The sequence below is a fragment of the Paenibacillus lutimineralis genome (assembly GCF_003991425.1).
Taxonomy (GTDB): Bacteria; Bacillota; Bacilli; order Paenibacillales; family Paenibacillaceae; genus Fontibacillus; species Fontibacillus lutimineralis.
Map to the genome: position 1 here is coordinate 1287782 of NZ_CP034346.1, position 17459 is coordinate 1305240.

General features: G+C 47.5%; 15 protein-coding genes. 7 read left to right on the forward strand and 8 right to left on the reverse strand.

Annotated features, from left to right (window positions below; all coding sequences use genetic code 11):
• The first annotated feature begins 165 nt into the window (after positions 1 to 165).
• The 5 genes from EI981_RS05435 to EI981_RS05455 all read left to right on the forward strand — a co-directional run bounded on the left by EI981_RS05435 (position 166) and on the right by EI981_RS05455 (position 4760).
• Positions 166 to 507, forward strand: a complete 342-nt coding sequence (locus EI981_RS05435) for a sigma-70 family RNA polymerase sigma factor (RefSeq protein ID WP_126996127.1) — start codon at positions 166 to 168, stop codon at positions 505 to 507.
• Positions 459 to 680, forward strand: a complete 222-nt coding sequence (locus EI981_RS05440; RefSeq protein WP_126996129.1) for a helix-turn-helix domain-containing protein — start codon at positions 459 to 461, stop codon at positions 678 to 680. Before EI981_RS05435 ends, EI981_RS05440 begins: the two co-directional genes overlap by 49 nt.
• Positions 681 to 920: 240 nt before the next feature.
• On the forward strand, positions 921 to 1913 hold the full coding sequence (locus EI981_RS05445) for a hypothetical protein (protein WP_126996130.1): 993 nt from the start codon (positions 921 to 923) through the stop codon (positions 1911 to 1913).
• Positions 1914 to 1927: 14 nt separating this feature from the next.
• Positions 1928 to 2191: a helix-turn-helix domain-containing protein gene (locus EI981_RS05450; RefSeq protein WP_126996132.1), complete on the forward strand. Its 264-nt coding sequence runs from the start codon at positions 1928 to 1930 to the stop codon at positions 2189 to 2191.
• Positions 2192 to 2834: 643 nt separating this feature from the next.
• On the forward strand, positions 2835 to 4760 hold the full coding sequence (locus EI981_RS05455) for an endonuclease MutS2 (protein WP_126996134.1): 1926 nt from the start codon (positions 2835 to 2837) through the stop codon (positions 4758 to 4760).
• A 134-nt stretch (positions 4761 to 4894) separates the two neighbouring features.
• Here the strand turns inward: EI981_RS05455 and EI981_RS05460 are convergent, their stop codons facing one another.
• The 4 genes from EI981_RS05460 to EI981_RS05475 are packed head-to-tail and all read right to left on the reverse strand — an operon-like array spanning position 4895 to position 9512.
• Positions 4895 to 6475 (reverse strand): ROK family protein, encoded by a 1581-nt coding sequence (locus EI981_RS05460; protein WP_126996136.1) that lies wholly within the window; start codon positions 6473 to 6475, stop codon positions 4895 to 4897.
• A complete protein-coding gene (locus tag EI981_RS05465; RefSeq protein WP_126996138.1) occupies positions 6475 to 7587 on the reverse strand; it encodes an S-methyl thiohydantoin desulfurase family protein in 1113 nt (370 codons plus the stop codon). The genes EI981_RS05460 and EI981_RS05465 overlap by 1 nt, the downstream gene beginning before the upstream one ends.
• A gap of 4 nt (positions 7588 to 7591) precedes the next feature.
• Positions 7592 to 8908, reverse strand: a complete 1317-nt coding sequence (locus EI981_RS05470) for a cytosine permease (protein ID WP_126996140.1) — start codon at positions 8906 to 8908, stop codon at positions 7592 to 7594.
• 19 nt (positions 8909 to 8927) lie between these two features.
• Entirely contained in the window at positions 8928 to 9512 is a 585-nt protein-coding gene (locus tag EI981_RS05475) for a TetR/AcrR family transcriptional regulator (RefSeq protein WP_126996142.1), read from the reverse strand.
• A gap of 207 nt (positions 9513 to 9719) precedes the next feature.
• Between EI981_RS05475 and EI981_RS05480 the strand changes: the two genes are divergently transcribed.
• Together EI981_RS05480 and EI981_RS05485 are read left to right on the forward strand one after the other, a co-directional pair.
• Entirely contained in the window at positions 9720 to 12011 is a 2292-nt protein-coding gene (locus tag EI981_RS05480) for an ATP-dependent DNA helicase (RefSeq protein ID WP_126996144.1), read from the forward strand.
• Between the two features lie 574 nt (positions 12012 to 12585).
• Positions 12586 to 13227, forward strand: a complete 642-nt coding sequence (locus EI981_RS05485; RefSeq protein WP_126996146.1) for a DUF1919 domain-containing protein — start codon at positions 12586 to 12588, stop codon at positions 13225 to 13227.
• 115 nt (positions 13228 to 13342) lie between these two features.
• Here the strand turns inward: EI981_RS05485 and EI981_RS05490 are convergent, their stop codons facing one another.
• The 4 genes from EI981_RS05490 to EI981_RS05505 form a co-directional block, all read right to left on the reverse strand.
• Complete coding sequence (locus EI981_RS05490; protein WP_126996148.1) at positions 13343 to 14065, reverse strand: glycerophosphodiester phosphodiesterase; 723 nt, start codon at positions 14063 to 14065, stop codon at positions 13343 to 13345.
• On the reverse strand, positions 14058 to 14921 hold the full coding sequence (locus tag EI981_RS05495) for an HAD family hydrolase (RefSeq protein ID WP_162616094.1): 864 nt from the start codon (positions 14919 to 14921) through the stop codon (positions 14058 to 14060). The genes EI981_RS05490 and EI981_RS05495 overlap by 8 nt, the downstream gene beginning before the upstream one ends.
• Before the next feature lie 727 nt (positions 14922 to 15648).
• Positions 15649 to 16506: a carbohydrate ABC transporter permease gene (locus tag EI981_RS05500; RefSeq protein WP_126996152.1), complete on the reverse strand. Its 858-nt coding sequence runs from the start codon at positions 16504 to 16506 to the stop codon at positions 15649 to 15651.
• Positions 16496 to 17458: a carbohydrate ABC transporter permease gene (locus tag EI981_RS05505; protein WP_127004392.1), complete on the reverse strand. Its 963-nt coding sequence runs from the start codon at positions 17456 to 17458 to the stop codon at positions 16496 to 16498. Before EI981_RS05505 ends, EI981_RS05500 begins: the two co-directional genes overlap by 11 nt.
• Between the last annotated feature and the right edge of the window lies 1 nt (position 17459).

Genomic DNA, 17459 nt, shown 5'->3' on the forward strand with positions numbered 1-17459 from the left:
TTTGAAATTATCGCTCTCACTATATAGAGAAAATAATAGCCCTAAAATACAACCATAAATTAGAAAAAATGTTATAATGATAAGCATCCGACATATTAATGGTTGTGAGACTACCCTCAAAAATACCCTATAGGTAGAAGATGAAAGTGGAAGGGGGAGGTAGTTTTGAAAGAACAAAAAACCGCTTATGAGCAATATCGCAAAGAAGTGTACAGAATCGCTTGGAGGGTGCAATATCGGGCAAAAGTTGTGAAAAGACGGGAATGTTCATTAGGCGTATACGAGCCAGCCATAACCAATTTTGCTACATCTTCTGATGATAAAATTGTAGTGCAGCAGTTGATCAACGATCTTCCCTCCAATACTGGAAGGACGATTATTTTCAAGCTCTTTATGCAGGACAAGACGGAAGGAGAAGTAGCCCGTGAGTTAAACATGACTCAGCAAGGGGTGAGCAAATGGAAGCGCAAAATGCTCCAAGAGATGTCCCGGATGATGAGTTCCTGAGTTTGCTGCAGCTAGCGAAGCAGAATGATGAAGAAGCCATTTTAAAATTGATCGATTTGTTCAAAGGGGACATTTTGCGAGTAAGCAAGTACATTTACACTTCGGAGGAAGACGCCGTTTCTGATATTATATTAGAGCTTCTAGAAATGATCAAAGAAGAGAATAAGGAATGAGATAATGGCTCCCCTGACACCAGGGGAGCTTTCTTTGAATGATTGCTGAAGTAGGGGAATGGCCCATTCATAAAGTTATTTGTGAGAAAACCTTGACAAAGTAAGAAAATTACATATATTAAATAGTAAGTAGTAAGTAGTAAGTGATAAGTAGTAAGTAATAAGTGGGGCTCAACTGATTCCTCGAACTAAACAGACATCAGAGTACTTTAAGAAAATGATGATCAGAGGAGGATTTAAATGACAAGTCTAAAATTGGGACAAAGTTTTTCAATGATAGCGTTAAACGCACAGAGAAGTCTTGAGATGACTACTGCGAAGAAGGTGGCTCTTCGTTGCATGGCAGCCGCGGTTATTCTAGAGATTTACTTAGACGGCGGATTCACACAGACGGGGAACCAATTCGTTCTGAACCAAGATATGCTTGAGCAATCTCAGAGCATGCCCTATCGGGAAGTCATTTTAACATCCATCGTTCGCAAAAATACGGAGACAACGGGTGAGCTGAGCTGGTGGCTGAAGAAGGCTTCCAGGCTTCCAGAAAGAATATTGAGAAAGTTGGAACTCGTAATATCGGATTCTCTAAAGGAAATGAGCTTGCTCGAGGAGATTCCTCATATTTTGGGGTGCGATCTCTATTTTCATTCCGCAGGCGTTGATATTAAAGAATACCGCAGCGATATTCAAGGATTCTCAACAATTACGGAGAGTACTCGGGCAGAACTGTTGGAGGATGGCCTGGTTACTGATGAGACCATTTGTTTAGTATGGCTTCTTCGTGAAAGTGGATGTATGCTTGATTTCTTCTCGCGGAGCGAATTGGCCAGTATAAGTGCCGGAATGTATAAGCTATATCAAAATGAACCGCTGGCCAAAGTACTATTCCCGATCCGAATCCATAGTGGGATCGAATTAATTCTCAAGAAGCTTCTGCGCATGAAGACAGGGGTAGTCAGGACACAGGCGGGCAGCGGTATGAATTTCCTTTTTCCAATGCTGGAGCGTTCACAGGCCATATTCATTGACACTGAACAAATGCTGCCTAATGCAGTGAAAAGGCTGCATGATGTGAGGGCACGGTTAGAGTCCAAGGGCCATACGGTTACGGTGTTGCATAAGGGGCAGATTCCGACCATTAAGGTGGATAATCTTGTTTACGAAGCGATCCCACATGCCATCTACGGAAGAGTGCCGATCCATGGGGTGCGTCTAATTCCGAAACCGTTATTTTAAAGGAGTAAATAATCATGTCCAGACAACGTTCCATGGAGACGATACTAGCCTCAGAGTATGTATCTATAGGTGAATTAGTACGTCTTACGGATTCGCGCTATAGTACGTTGAAATTCTACACCGAAGAGGGGATGCTTCCTTTCGAGCAGGCAGAGGAAAATCTGACACGAAGATATAAAAGAGAGGACACTGTTGCTCGTATTCTTCGAATCAAAAAACTGAAATCCACCGGATTATCCATCCCACAAATAAAAGAGGCGCTCAACATGGGGGAATGAGGATACCGCCCCTTGGGGATTGAGAAGAACATGACGCAGTCTAAGCGGGCGGCTGCAGCTTTACATGGATTCCAGATTGTTATATGATAATTGCATCATTAGATTTCGATAAATATCTTTTGAACAATATGAGGTGCTTTATGAGTGTATTAGGTTCTTAATAGTCGTAATTGAATAAATAAACGGTACGATATAGGCACGGACGATGGACGTGTGAAATTTCCCTATATTGTAGGTTTATTTGTGTTACCTATGAAGAACCCTACGATACGTCATGAGGCTTGGATGGACCTCTATCCATGTGATGGAGATTTCCAGATCTAATATGCCTAGAACATGAATGTAAAGCTGTGGGATTCCTGCAGCTTTTTTTGCTGTCTATTTATAGTGCATGTTCAAAAAAGGTCGGTTTTCAGCACCGAGAAGGTTGGATGAAGCTAGGGTCTGAGGAGCGGAGCGTACGTAGTGGGTACGTGAGCACCGGAAGGCCCGGTTGAATTCAAGATCGATGCCGAACTGCTTCCTGATTTACTTCGTGATCAAAAGCGGACTTTTTTGAACAACCTCTTAGACACATTTGTTGAAATCTATTGGGGTAGGGTTTCTTCTTGTCATGATTAATTTACGTGAGGAGAATAAACCAATGAATATAAGTACATTTGACAAATTACAGTATGACGAACTGAAAGAAATCGTAAAAAGCTTTTGCGTAAGCGGATTAGGAAAACAGCTAATTGATAAATTACAACCGAGCGCAAGCCTGAGTGTTGTGAAAACTCGTTTGAACGAGACGACAGAGGCTAGGGCGATTCTCGATACAGAAAATCATGTCCCGTTAGTGGGTATATCGAATATCCAGAACTATATGGATAAGCTTGAGAAGGGGATGATTCTTGATCCTTCTGAGCTCGTAGCCATTGCAGATTTCTTGCGCGGCTGCCGCAAAATGAGGGGCTTTATGCGGGAGAGAGAGTTTCTGGCACCTAAAATTAGCACATATGTCTACTCCATGACGGAGTTCGCACATATCGAGGACCGGATTCATGCAAGTATTAAGGGAAATCAGGTGGACTCTGCAGCCAGTAAAGAGCTGAAGCGAATTCGCAAGCATATCGCTATAACGGAAGCGAAGATTGAAGAGCAGCTTCAACGTTTTTTGAAGAACAGCGCATATAAGGAATATATTCAGGAGTTTTTTGTAAGCAAAAAGAATGACCGATTTACGATTCCAATCAAAGCAGCCTATAAAAATCATGTGCCGGGTGCGATTGTGGAGGTATCTTCGAAGGGAGCTACGGTGTTTATTGAACCGATCTCCGTATCGAAATATAATGCGGAATTAGCGAGTTTAAAAGCCGAAGAGGTAATGGAGGAATATCAGATTCTTGCAGACTTATCTAATTTAATATTCGATCATGCACAGAGTATGAATATCAATATTGAGTTAATCAGTCAGTACGATATGATCTTTGCCAAGGGCAAATTCAGTCGCAGCATCGATGGTATAGAGCCTCTCATTAACGATCATGGCTATATGAAGCTGGTATCGTGCCGACATCCTCTGCTTACTGGCAAGGTTGTACCGCTTGACTTTGAGATCGGCGATTCCTACCGAAGTCTCGTTATTACGGGACCGAATGCTGGCGGAAAGACTGTGGTGCTGAAAACGATTGGACTCATTACCCTGGCCACGATGTCAGGCTTCCATATTGCGGCTGCTCCAGGTACTGAGGTCGCGCTGTTTCGCCATGTTTTTGTAGATATTGGGGACAATCAAAGTCTTGAGAACGCGCTCAGCACATTTTCATCCCATATGAAGAATATATCGGAGATTATGTACGCGGCAGACCGTCATACCTTATTACTATTCGATGAAATCGGCAGCGGCACTGAGCCGAACGAAGGCGCAGCGCTGGCGATTGCCATTCTCGAAGAGTTCTATCATATGGACTGTATCACGGTAGCGACCACACATTATGGCGAGATTAAGCAGTACTCGGAAATGCACAGTGATTTCATGAATGCCGCGATGGAGTTTAATCAGGAGACATTGGAGCCTCAATATAGGCTGATGATTGGTCAGTCGGGTGATAGCAATGCACTTTGGATTTCACGAAAAATGAAGCTGAAGGAGCATGTGCTGGAGCGAGCAAAAAGCTATATGCAGCGAAAGGAATATCGCTTGGACCGACTTCAAAGCAGCAAGGTCAGCAAGCCGAAGAATATGGATATCGCAGTAGAAGCGGTGATTCCTACCTATACCATGGGCGATAAGGTTAAGCTGCTGGACCAGAATGAGAGTGCTATCGTGTATCGTGGACTTGACTCCTTTAACAATCTGATCGTATTTGTTCAGGGCACGATGCTGGAGGTTCATTATAAACGTGTAGCACTGGAGCTGCAAGCAAGTGAACTGTATCCAGAGGGATATGATCTGAACATGCTCTTCACGAGCTATCAGGAACGAAAATTTCAGCATGATATGCAGCGCGGCTCGAAGAAGGCGCTCCGGAAGGTGCAGAAGGAAATGCGGAATCAGCGCCGACAAGACACTGAAGAGCAGAATTGATGCTTCTGGATAATAGATTTTAACATATGACCCAGCCTAGATAGGAGAACTATCGATGGCTGGGTTAGCGTCCCAACATTCATCAACGAAGTGTTGGGACGCTTTTACTATCTTATCTAATAAAGCTTCTACAATTACAATCGTCCTGCTGCCTTTACTTTCACAAGTAGGGCGTTACCTGGCAGATACGCGATCGGGATATCCTCGGACAATACGATCTGTACCGTATCGCGATTCGCACCAGCAAGAACCGCTTGGTTTATAGCATGGCTGCGCGCATCCTCTATCGCCTGGTCATAAGTCATTTCGTCCAGCGAATAGATTCGCTTGGTCTCGCCACTGACTTCACCCAAGGCGGCGCCAATCGCATTGGCCGCATCGTAATGATCCGGTCTCACGATCTTAGCCACGCCCTCGAGCTTGTCGGCAACGAGGATGCTTCCACCACCGACGAGGACAACATCGACAGCATCTGCGCTTGTCTTCATCCGATCGATCGCATCCTCAATATCCTGAGTAATGATCTCATCGGCTCTGCGACAGATCGATTCATCAAGCTCATCTGCTTGAACACCTTCCCAATGATAGCGTCCCAGCTTGACCGCTACGTCCGTAGCAGTAAGTGTATCCCCGCCAAAAATATGGCCGCGCTTCAACAGCTCATACCCGACGCTGTCCGGGCCAACTGTGACTTGATCCTTCTTGGCATCCGCGCGGACTATCGTGCCGCCGCCGATGCCGATCGATAGAATGTCCGGCATACGGAAATTCGTGCGAACTCCACCGATCTCAACAGCTGCCGATGACTGACGCGGGAAGCCCTGCGAGAGAACGCCGATATCGGTCGTTGTGCCGCCAATATCTACAACAAGGGCGTTGTTCAAGCCAGACAGATGCGCCGCACCGCGAATCGAGTTCGTAGGTCCGCAGGCGATCGTGAGAATCGGGTAGCGCAGCGCATACTCACTGCGCATCAGCGTCCCGTCATTTTGGCAAATATATACGCCAGCATCGATGCCAAAGCCTTGCAGCGCATCCTCAAATCCTTTGACTACCCCAGCGATTACGTTCAGTAATGCGCCGTTGAGCAAAGAAGCGTTCTCCCGCTCAAGCAGACCGATGCTCCCAATCTCATGAGACAGGGTCACTGGCATATCGGCACCAAATACTTGCTTGGCTAGCTGTTCCACACGTTTCTCCTGCGAGGTGTTAACCGGCGAGAATACCCCGCATACAGCGATGGCTTCGACTTCGCCTTTCATCTTCATGAAGCAGTCCAGGATCTCCTGCTCATCCAAATCGACAATCGTTCGACCGTCATACTCATAGCCGCCATGAACGACATAAGCGTGCCTTCCAACCGCTGCTTTTAACGTATCATCCCAATCGGCCAGCGGTGGAACCGAGGTTGTTGCCGGTGCACCGATGCGGATCAACCCGACTTTGCCCAGATGCTTGCGCTCTACAATGGCATTCGTACAATGCGTAGTCCCCAGCATCGCATAATGGATCTGCGCCGGATTAACATTGCTCTCGGAGAGTAGACGGCGAATGGACTCGATAATTCCTTCATTAACGTCGCGTGTTGTGTGTACTTTTACCGTGTGAATGGTATTCAGCTCCGAGTCGAGCAAGGCCGCATCTGTATTCGTTCCGCCGACATCCACTCCGATGCGGTAAATTTCTTCGTTGTTACTCAGGTTCATATGAGACATTACCGTGCATCCCCTTTCTGTGCTGTCAGCTTCTCAATCGGAACATAAGGCACATCATAGCCAAAATATTGCGGCCCAACCGTTTCAAGCCCTTTGGCTGTACGCCATTTCGGATCACAAGGGAATCCGACTGCGGTTACCCGGGCTCCGTATTTCAAATTCTCTGTCGTAATCGGCATGCCAGTATCTTGATCTAGCAGGGAGATCAAATCGGGAGTCACAGCGAGTGATTGTCCATCTTCTGTGGCCAGGAGAAATTCATTCTGGAAGAACAATCGCATCGTGCGACCCTTCTGCGCATCCGTTCCTTCAAATACCGCTTCACCGCGCGTAAATCCACCTTCCGTACGACGGCGAATGTCTACCGCTTTACCATGGAATAATGCATATCCATGCAAATGCTTCAGCAGAGCTTCAATCGGATTCTGCCGCATATCCTTGGATTCGTACAATATTTTGCCGATCTCATAAGCAAGCGTTAAAGTATGGTGAACGGCACTCTGCTTCACTTGTGCGCCTGTGACCGGATAATCGCAGATCGAGGCGGACCCGCCCATCTGGATCGTGATGGCGCGCGCCATCCGCTCCTCCCAGACGCCGTCGATGGCATGCATCAGCACGCCATTGCCACGCTCGTCAGCCATCGTGATTGGACTGCAATCAATGCCGTCCAGATAGAAGGTGACCATTTGCGATTCAGGAAAAGCCCGTCCCATCGCATCCGCATCCAGTAGCGGAATACCGCGCTCCGCAGCTGCGATGACTGGAACAAGTGAATTCCCGCCACCAACCTCAATCGGCATAATGGCGTTTACCTTGCGACCGAGTTCTTTTTCGATCAGATCCAGTGGCTTCGTCATCTGCTCTGTTGAAGGAATCTTCTCGTTCATTACCGTTGGCGCACCGATCATGGACAGGGGAACGACGAGAGCGTCGTCCTCCAGATCCTCCGGGCTAATTACACGTACAGGACCATATTTGCGAATGGCCTCCTGCGCCATCAGTTTACCTATATGGGGGTCGCCACCCCCGCCGGTACCAAGCACTGCTGCCCCTACGGCTATATATTGAACCGCTTGTTCATTTAACTCTGTTAGCTTGAAGTTTGTCATGATGTTATCCTTTCTTCGTCATGATTTTACCGACGATCCACTGCACAATAAAGGCGAAAATAAATGCGTCCAATGCCGGAACTCTCGTCAGCTCGAACCAGCCAAATCCGTCTGGAGCAGCTGTTGTCATATAAGCGAAGAACGTAGCCGCAACCCAAACCACTAAGGAACGAATAACCCAGTTCTTGTTGCGGTCAATCCCTTCAAAGGTGAATTTCTTGGCATTCACGAGCAGATATTCTGCGGTGTAGATCCCGCCGATTGGTGAGACAAAGCTCGTAATTACATTCAGGAAAGACAAGAATTTATCGTAGATGCCGAACACGGCGAGCAATGTAGCAATAAGACCAGCAATGACCGTAATCAGCTTCTTCGGAATCCGGTTGAATACGACGGAGAATCCGAGCGATGCCGAATATAGATTGTTCGTATTCGTGGTCCACTGCGCTAGCGTTAAGACGATAATGGCGGGAAGTCCCAACCCCAGCATAATGAAAATATTCGTCAGATCATCTGTATCCATTAACCGGGACAAGAAAATAGCGATGACGGTCATGAAGCTGTTGCCAACGAAGAAGCCGATAAAAGCAGCGGTGACCGCATGCTTCGGAGTACGTGCCCAGCGGGCAATGTCCGGTGAGAGCACCGTGCCGACAATAAAGATTCCGATAACTAAGGAGATCGCCGTCCCCATCGGAATTGGTGAACCACTGATCGGTACCCAGATGGCAGAAGAGCCTTGTTGATGGAAAGCTGTAAAAATAGCAATAGCAATAAAGATGACCAATAGAGGCACCGACCAGGTGCTTAACCGCTCAATCGAACGATATCCCCAAATGGCCGTCGACATCATCAGCACCCCGCCGATGAATGAGAGCAAGCCTAGGGACAAATCGATTCCCCATAATTTATGAAAAGCCGTCTGCATATTCGAAGCGAAGAATCCGGCCTGCACCCCAAACCAACCGAGTGAGAAAACACCCAGAACAACCGACACAACACGTGCGCCCATATTGCCGAATAAGAAGCGGCTAATCATCGCCGTAGATAATCCTGTCTTGGCTCCGACATAAGCACAAAGTGCGCCGATGAGCCCAAGAATAAGCGAACCGACCATAGTGGCAGTAAGCGAGTCGGCAAGATTCATGCCGTTGCCCAGCTCCGCCCCCAGGAACATGGCTGATAGATCAATTCCGATTGCAATCCAGACTAGCGCCATGGACAGCCATTTTTTCCGCAGATGCGCGGGAACGGGCTCTCTCTCAAAATCTTGCGTCTTTGAATCATTACTGTGTACTTGACTTACTTCTACCTCTGACATTCTCCCATCCCCTTGATGTTCATCTAGTAGTCGCTCCGTTCCAATACATCTCAAATGCATGGTTCAGCTTGCGCTCATAAACTTCTCTGGAGGTGTAATAGAAATATTGCATACTTAATCCATCCATCAAGTTGAGGAAAGCATCAACTAATAGCTGCACAGGTTGTTCGCGAATAACGCCTTCTTCGATTCCTTGCTTGATCAACTGCTCAATGATGTTCGTAAGCAGCTCGTCCGATTGCAGAAACGCTTCCTCGATCGTCTCCTTCAGAAATGTCGGCGGAAAAATCACATACCGCAGTACGATCAAGCTTGCTTCCGGATTCTGCTGATAGAATTCATACTGTCTCGTCAGAACTCGGTGGAGACTCTCCTTCGCACCAAATGATCTCTGGTCCTTGAGCAGCTCCTGAATGAACGTATTGTACAGCTGCATCGCTTCACGAAAGACAGTCATGAATAAATCCTCTTTGTTCTCGTAAAACGCATAAATCGCCGGCGTCTTTACGCCTACTTCCTTGGCAATTTCAGAGAGCGCTGTACCGTCGTACCCTTTCTCTCCAAAAAGCTTCATCGCTGCTTCTCTCAACCTATTTCTGGTCATGAATATTCTCACACTCCGAACTTAATTAACGTTAATTAAAAAGTAATATACATCCAAATGAATAAAAATACAATAGTTTTTTTAAAAATACACGACCTGGAAAGTTAGGAGCGTGGAGGAAAGAATCTCGGGGCAATGGGAATCTACTATTTTATGTTATAATGTAGAACAAATGTTCCATAATAGGAATGCGGGTGAAGAGATTAAATGAAGAATCAAGTAAAAATCGCCGTAAGGCCACTAGTTGAATATGTATTCCGCAGCGGGGATCTGGACAGCGGGTTCAGGACAGGAACAGCCTTGACCGAAGGGACGAAGGCGCATCAGCAGGTACAGCGGAGCTACGGCGAAGCAGATCAGAAGGAAGTATATCTAGCAGCGGAGATTCCCTATGGAGATCTGCTGTTCGTCATAGAGGGAAGATGCGATGGGCTGCTGGTTCTGGAGGACGGATCGGTGATGATCGATGAGATCAAATCGAGCTCCAGCGACATTCCAGCGGCGATGGAGGAGAGCTATCCGGTTCATTGGGCACAGTCTAAATGCTACGCCTATATGTATGCGAGAGAGCACGGAGCCAAGCGAATGAAGGTTCAACTGACTTATGTGCAGGTTATAACAGGAGAACAGCGACGGTTCCAACAGGAAGTGGATTTTACCGAACTGGAGGCTTTTGTAAATGAGATCATTGAGCAGTACGCGCCTTATGCACAAATGCTTCGAGATCATCAGATTGCAAGGGACAAGAGCATTGGCGAGTTGGATTTCCCGTTTGCGTCATACCGGGACGGACAGCGCAAATTGGCGGGCGCGGTCTATAAGGTGATCGGCGAGAGGGTGCATTTATTTGCCAAGGCCCCAACGGGAATCGGCAAGACGATCTCGACGACTTTTCCAGCAGTGAAGGCGATGGGAGATGGGCGGCTGGAGCGTATTTTCTATTTAACGGCCAAGACGATTACCCGTACAGCTGCGGAGCATACGTTCTCTTTGCTGCAAGCCAAAGGTTTACATCTGCATGTAGTTACGATTACTGCCAAGGAGAAGATCTGCCCTCAGGACCGAGTGAGCTGTCGTAAGGAGGATTGCCCCTTCGCGGACGGGTATTATGATCGGATTAACGGGGCTGTTCTTGATATATTGGCGAATGAGACGCTGATCGGACGTAAGACGATTGAAGAGTATGCGCGCAAGCATCGGGTATGTCCCTTTGAGTTCTCGCTTGATCTTGCCTATGCAGCGGATGTGGTGATTTGTGATTATAACTATATTTTCGATCCGAGAGTATCTTTGAAAAGAATGTTCGCAGAGTCCAAGAGCCGCACCGCGTTGTTGATCGATGAGGCTCATAATTTGGTGGACCGGGCACGCGAGATGTATTCGGCGTCTCTGAATAAAGGAGATTTCCTAAGTTTACAGCGGGTGTATAAAAGCCTTAATGCGGAGGTGCATCAGGCTGCTAAGGCCGTGAATGGCTTCTTCATTCAATTGCGTAAAGATGCCGTGGATTCGGGCAGGAAGGAGCAAGTATCCCAGCAGGTTCCGGCGCAGTTGATTGAACAAGTTGAGTATTTCATTCTTGCCGCGGAGCAGGAGCTGAGTTTACGTCAAGATGGGGAACAAGGGCAACTTCTGTTGCAGACGTATTTCACAGCACAGAGCTTCGTCAGGATCAGCAAGCTGTATGACGAGAGATTCGTGACCTATGCGGAGATCTCCTCAAGGGAAGTGTCTATAAAGCTGTTCTGTCTCGATCCTTCTCATCTGCTACGGGAGATGGGTAAGGGCTACTGTTCGCATATATACTTCTCGGCGACGTTAACACCGATGTCTTATTATCGGGATATGCTGGGGGCGAGGGAGCAGGACTATACATTATCGTTACCCACACCCTTCCATCGCGAACAGCTTGAGGTACAAATCGAGCCGTTGTCCACGCGCTATCATGACCGTGAGGGAACGAAGCTACAAGTGGCAGAGCTGCTTAGACGGATGATGGCTGGGCGTTCGGGCAATTATCTGTTCTTTTTCCCTTCCTATGCTTATATGAATCTGGTCTATGAAGCATTTATCGCTAATTTTGCCGATGAGCTAGGATTGCGCTTAATGCTGCAGCGGGGGGATATGACGGAAGAAGAACGGGAGGGCTTTCTGGCGGCGTTTGATGCTGACAATGAGGGGAATTTGGCTGGCTTTGCGGTCATGGGCGGCATTTTCTCCGAGGGAATTGATCTGGTCGGCGATCGTCTGACAGGCGTAGCGATTATCGGAGTAGGCTTGCCGCAGATCGGTTTGGAACGGAATATTATCCGCGATTACTTCAATAGCGGAGGCAAGAACGGGTTCGACTATGCCTATGTCTATCCCGGGATGAACAAGGTGCTGCAGGCCGGAGGCCGTCTCATCCGTACCGAGACGGATCAAGGGAGACTGTTGTTGATTGACGACCGTTACCTGCAGTCGCATTATGCGGGGCTGTTGCCGGAGGAGTGGAGGTAGAGGGGAACGGGAATTAATCGTTTAGTATAAAGAACTTGGACATAAATTGGCCAGGTTCTTTATTTAATAGTGGCTTAAGTTTGTTGAGTACGTGAAGCGTGTGCGAAGCAAGTGAAAAGTAACGAAAATCGTTGGAAAATCATATATGAAAGGGAACAAGGGTTGGTTAATATTGCTATATATGGAGGCGTTCAAAATATCCCTCTCTTTGCCAGAAAGACCTGCGACGAGGTCATTCAAGGATGGGCGGCCGCGATATACGAGTTTGGTTTTCTTCATGGTCGTTGTAGTTGCAATGTTTGTACTCGCCTCGCATATCAAAAGCCTGTAAATATGCAGTTATTTCGCAAATATTACGCCCCGGGAGGTGAAATTTCTGCAAAACTGCAGTTTTTTTCTCTGGCTCGCCTTGAACCTAAGGGAAGTGATGTAAAAAAGATGCATATTTGCAGGAATATAGTGATTCTAGCTGATTTGGGGTGGTAAAGCCTGCATATTTGCAGCTTTTTAAGTTTTACAAGGGCAAGGGGGTTATTCCTCGACGCAATATTACTTCAAGCAAGGAGACTGTATAATGGCGATACGACTACATTGGGGCCGAAATATGGAGCGCTGGAAGAAACAAGAAAGATTAATTAATAAGAGCCCCACGATCATTTCCAACAACTGTACTGCCGGCATCATATACCACGATTTGAACATCAGGTTCACATCCCCGACTATTAATTTGTGTTTTCCTCCAGAAGACTTCTTAAGATATATTCATTATTTAACAGACTATTCGAACTCAGAATTAGTTGAAGAAAGAGATCCAGCGGTATCCTACCCGATTGGCGTTTTACATAACCAATTTGGAGAAGTAAGGATTCATTTCATGCATTACCGATCCTTTAGAGCGGCTAAAGAAAAGTGGGAGGAACGTACACGTCGAATAGACTATGACAACATTTATATTATTATGGACGCAGGAATGGATTGCCCCCGCGAAATATTGGAGCAGTTCAATCAGTTAGAGTATTCCAACAAAGTTATACTTACCAATGGCAAAGTGGATAACGTTCAATCATTCTTTCCGATGACTTTTTACGATGAGAGGTATTTTTTCGGAAAAATGCTGTCATATAAGAGTTGGTTCAGTTCCAAAAGATATTTGGATGAATTTGATTATGTTCATTTTTTGAATACAGGGGAGATCCCCGATGGGGCTTGTCAGTGATATCATGATTCTGAGAGGCATGAGCTGAAAAGCAACTGGCATTCTTGGAGTTGGATTTGTTACAATGTCCAACTTTGAAAGAATGCCAGTTGTTGTTTTAAATACAATATTTATCTTAAGAAAGCTGGGCTTGTCTTGCTTCTGTGACGGAAATCCAGCCCTCCAAATTGTTCGTGCAGACGAGCAGGTCAGGATACTCGGACCATACCCGAAGGGAGGCTTCATCATCAGGAGTCCAAACCATCAGCCGGACGTCTTCTTCGCGGCAGCGTTCGATGAAGGACGGAGTAACATATACATGCTTAACGGACAAATATTTGCCGTGAAGCTGCGCGAGATAAGGGAAGAGGGAAGCCGAAGCTCCATAAGAGATCAGGCCTATGGCGATCTCGGAGTCGAGCTCTCTTACCCGTTCGATGGAGTAATGATCGAAGGAGGAGAGAATCACCTGATCCTTCATACCTAGGCGATTAATGACATCCAGCACAGTCTGCTCCAGGCCGGGCATGGCATCCCCAGTTTGCTTCAGCTCGATATCGACGGTCAGTCGATCCTTCAAGAGCAGCAGCGCTTCCTCCAAAGTCGGAATTCGCTCCCCGTCTCCGGCATCCAGCTGCTTCAATTCTTGCAATGTATAAGAACGGACCAGGCCTAGCCCGTTCGTCGTTCTGTCCAAGGTCGCGTCATGGATAACCACAGGTACGCCATCGCTCGTTAATTGCACGTCCAGTTCTAGATGATCGAAGCCTAATTCGAGTGCGGCCCGGAAGCCGCGCAGCGTATTTTCCGGATGCTTATGTGGGTAGCCACGGTGAGCAATTCCATGTATTTTAGACATTTCTCATACCTCCAGCTTCTCTATATAATTTCGAAAATTGCGGATCAACAGCTTCTATATAACGTTCCATTGCTTCCAATACTCCCTCGCTATAGCTAGCCCCACAGACATAGTCGGCAGCTTGCTTCAATTCATCCGGACTGTTAGCAACAGCTACACCAATACCCGCCGCTTCTAGCATTGGCAGATCATTGAGCTGGTTCCCGATGGCCATCACTTGATCCAATGGAATGTCCAGCGTTGCTGCTAATCTCTGCAGGGCAGTACCTTTGCTGACTTGGCCTGGAACCAACTCGAGATAATTGTCCTCCGATTGAAAAGCAGCGATAGAGGAGTGAAGTGCCGGAGGACGGTCTGCGAACTCGGCAAACAAACGGCGACTTAGTTCAACCGGGCCGAGCAAAATCGCCTTTTCAATCTCCGTGCCGGATTCCTGGATTTCATGCAGATTGAAGAGAGAGCAAGTAACGCCTTCTTTTCGTTCATAAGCAGCGATATTTATATTTCTAGCCAAGGTCTGTACCTCGTCCCCGCAAAAAAGCAGCACATCTAGCCCGGACTGATCCGCTGCGTTAAGCAGATTATATAGGCTGGCTAGGGAAATGCCGGAGCGTTCAAGCGGCATCCCGTTAGCCTGGGCCAATACGGCGCCGTTGCAGAGAATGATCGGTAGATCGAGTCCCAGCTGCTGAATAATCGGGCGCGCTGTAATAAAAGGCCGTCCAGTCGCCAGTGTGAAGCAGCCTCCCCGGCTGACGTACTCACGAATGGCAGTTGCTGTAGAGCTTGGCAAGGCATGATCGGCGGAGAGCAATGTACCGTCCAAATCGCTAACGATGAGTCGAATTGGATTCACGAACAACATCCCTTCTGTTATAGGTCTTCCGCGTCAGTTAGAAGGTTGTCTCTATTCTCCACCGTAACTTGTGCGGCTTAAGAGGCAGCATGAGCCAATTAAACTTCTGTACATATCAAACTAGTACCTTACTAACTTGCCTAAGTGTAAAAAGTGCAACTAAATGAGTGACGATCAGCACCAACGATGTTTTAGTTATAAAATGTACACTTAAAATTCCTGTTTTCACCCATTCTACGAACACGCGCGGGTTTTAAATGTACTAAATCCACTTATTATCGCCATAGCCCTCTGATTAGAGATTTTAAGTGTAGCTTATCCACTTATTTGGGCCGACGCACGGGTGTTTCTCTTGTAGAGAATCACAGGAATACAGGATCATAAGATCACAGGATCGCAGGATCACTGGAGCGTAAATAAGTGCTTATTTACAACTATTCCAGCCAATTATGAGCTCAATCCAGCATATAAGTGCTGTTATGCACTTATTTAGGCTGCCTCCGCTCAAAACCGGGTCGAATTCGACAAATAGTTGTATAATCGCAGTTATTTGTTGATTTTCATGGCGTTCTGTCCAAATAAGTGTGCTGCAGCAGCTATTTTTTCTGTATGAAGAGATACACACATGATCAGGCAATGTAATATCCCAATGGGGCTATCAATGGTCGGTTCTGCTGTCGTGCTGGCTTATTTGTAATTGAACCGTTGATGGGTATATGCACTTCCGTTATTTAAATGTCGAATTAGCCATAGCCGAGACGATATGCTTCTGCATGATCGTAAATACGAGCACGATCGGGATGATCGCCATGACACTGGCGGCCATGATGATGTGGAAGTACATCGCTTCGTCCCCGGCGATCGAGTCGCGCAGCATGGCGATGCCGACCGACAGCACGCGCATATTGTTCGTGTTGGTCATAATCAGTGGCCAGAAGTAAGAGTTCCAGGATGAGATGAAAGTCAGCACCCCGAGCGTAACCACCGTCGGCTTAGCCATCGGCAGCAGGATGCGATAGAGTATCGTGAATCTGCCGGCACCGTCGACTCGGGCGGCTTCCAGCACATCGTTGTTAAGCGACTTGAACGCCTGCCGCAGCAGGAAGATTCCGTAAGCCGAGGCTCCGCTTGGAACGATGAGCGCCCAGAACGTATCGAGCCAGTGTACCTTCGACATCATGACATAGACTGGTACGAAGGTAACCTGATCCGGCACGATGAGCGCGGCCAGGACGAGGAAGAACAGCACTTCCTTGCCCCAGAACCTTCCCTTGGCGAAAGCGAAGGCCGCCATCAGTGCAACATTGAGCTGGAGAATGACGATACCGACTGACATGACCAGTGTATTCATGAAGAAGCGGGCATAGGGAATGACCCGGAACGCTTCGGCATAATTGCTCCAATGGAATGACTTGGGCCATAGCGTTGGCACAGCCAGCCGCATCTCCGCTTGTGTCTTGAAGGAGCTGATCAGAAGCCAATAGATCGGGAAAAAGATCAGAACAGTCACCGCAACGCCAAGCATCGTACGCAGGGTGAAACGCAGACGGTGCTGCTTCTCCCCGGCCATTCTGCTATCCCTCATAGTGCACCTGCTTTCTGCTGACGAGCCATTGGGTGATCGTCAGTACAAGGATGATGACGAATAAGATCATGACCAGTGCCGAGGCTCTGCCAGTCTTGAATTCCGTGAAGGCCATCGTGTAGATCCAATAGACAATCGCATTCGTTGCTTGCAGCGGTCCGCCGTTGGTCATAATGTCGATGGACTGGAACACCTGCATGGACGAGATAAAGGTCGTAATGACAAGGAATAGCGTCATTGGCGACAGCAACGGCAGCGTAATATACCGGAAGCGGCTCAGCCCGGATGCGCCGTCGATTGCGGCGGCCTCATAATATTCATTCGGGATGCCGCGCATGCCGGAGATGAACAGCATCATGGCGAAGCCGACGCCTTTCCAGACTGAGACCGCGACTAGTGCGGGCAGCGCCGTGGATGGGTTGGTCAACCACTGGATCGGTTCAAATCCCATGAGATCAGTGACACGATTAAGCAAACCGTATTGTCCATTGTAAATCCAGGTAAATACCATCGCTGCAATGACCATGGAGATATAATGCGGCATGAAGATAATCCCGCGCATGACCGCATACATTTTAGAGCGAAACACGTTAAAAAGAAGCGCCAGCATCAGGCCGATCGTCAAGGTTAGCACGACATCCAGCAGCGTGTAATGTAGGGTGACCTTAAGCGACTGGTACAGATCCTCATTCTTGAACAGCTTGACATAGTTGTCCGTGCCGACGAATTTCTTCACCGGCTTGGTCATATTCCAGTTCGTGAAGCTGATATAGACCGAGTTCATCAGTGGGTAATACAAGAACACGCCAAGGAAAATCAGCGCCGGGACGGCAAACACGAAGTCTTTGGCTTTCTCTATCCATTGAAGATACTTCTTACTGGTGTGAGGAGAGACGTCCGCCTTGGCGGTCGTCTCCCTGATCAATTGAGCAGATTGCGAATTGCTGTTCATC

Coding starts and splice junctions, on each gene's coding strand:
- EI981_RS05440 (WP_126996129.1), top strand. CDS start 459: ATGGAAGCGCAAAATGCTCCAAGAGATGTCCCGGATGATGAGTTCCTG.
- EI981_RS05445 (WP_126996130.1), top strand. CDS start 921: ATGACAAGTCTAAAATTGGGACAAAGTTTTTCAATGATAGCGTTAAAC.
- EI981_RS05450 (WP_126996132.1), top strand. CDS start 1,928: ATGTCCAGACAACGTTCCATGGAGACGATACTAGCCTCAGAGTATGTA.
- EI981_RS05455 (WP_126996134.1), top strand. CDS start 2,835: ATGAATATAAGTACATTTGACAAATTACAGTATGACGAACTGAAAGAA.
- EI981_RS05460 (WP_126996136.1), bottom strand. CDS start 6,475: ATGTCTCATATGAACCTGAGTAACAACGAAGAAATTTACCGCATCGGA.
- EI981_RS05465 (WP_126996138.1), bottom strand. CDS start 7,587: ATGACAAACTTCAAGCTAACAGAGTTAAATGAACAAGCGGTTCAATAT.
- EI981_RS05470 (WP_126996140.1), bottom strand. CDS start 8,908: ATGTCAGAGGTAGAAGTAAGTCAAGTACACAGTAATGATTCAAAGACG.
- EI981_RS05475 (WP_126996142.1), bottom strand. CDS start 9,512: ATGACCAGAAATAGGTTGAGAGAAGCAGCGATGAAGCTTTTTGGAGAG.
- EI981_RS05480 (WP_126996144.1), top strand. CDS start 9,720: ATGAAGAATCAAGTAAAAATCGCCGTAAGGCCACTAGTTGAATATGTA.
- EI981_RS05485 (WP_126996146.1), top strand. CDS start 12,586: ATGGCGATACGACTACATTGGGGCCGAAATATGGAGCGCTGGAAGAAA.
- EI981_RS05490 (WP_126996148.1), bottom strand. CDS start 14,065: ATGTCTAAAATACATGGAATTGCTCACCGTGGCTACCCACATAAGCAT.
- EI981_RS05500 (WP_126996152.1), bottom strand. CDS start 16,506: ATGAGGGATAGCAGAATGGCCGGGGAGAAGCAGCACCGTCTGCGTTTC.
- EI981_RS05505 (WP_127004392.1), bottom strand. CDS start 17,458: ATGAACAGCAATTCGCAATCTGCTCAATTGATCAGGGAGACGACCGCC.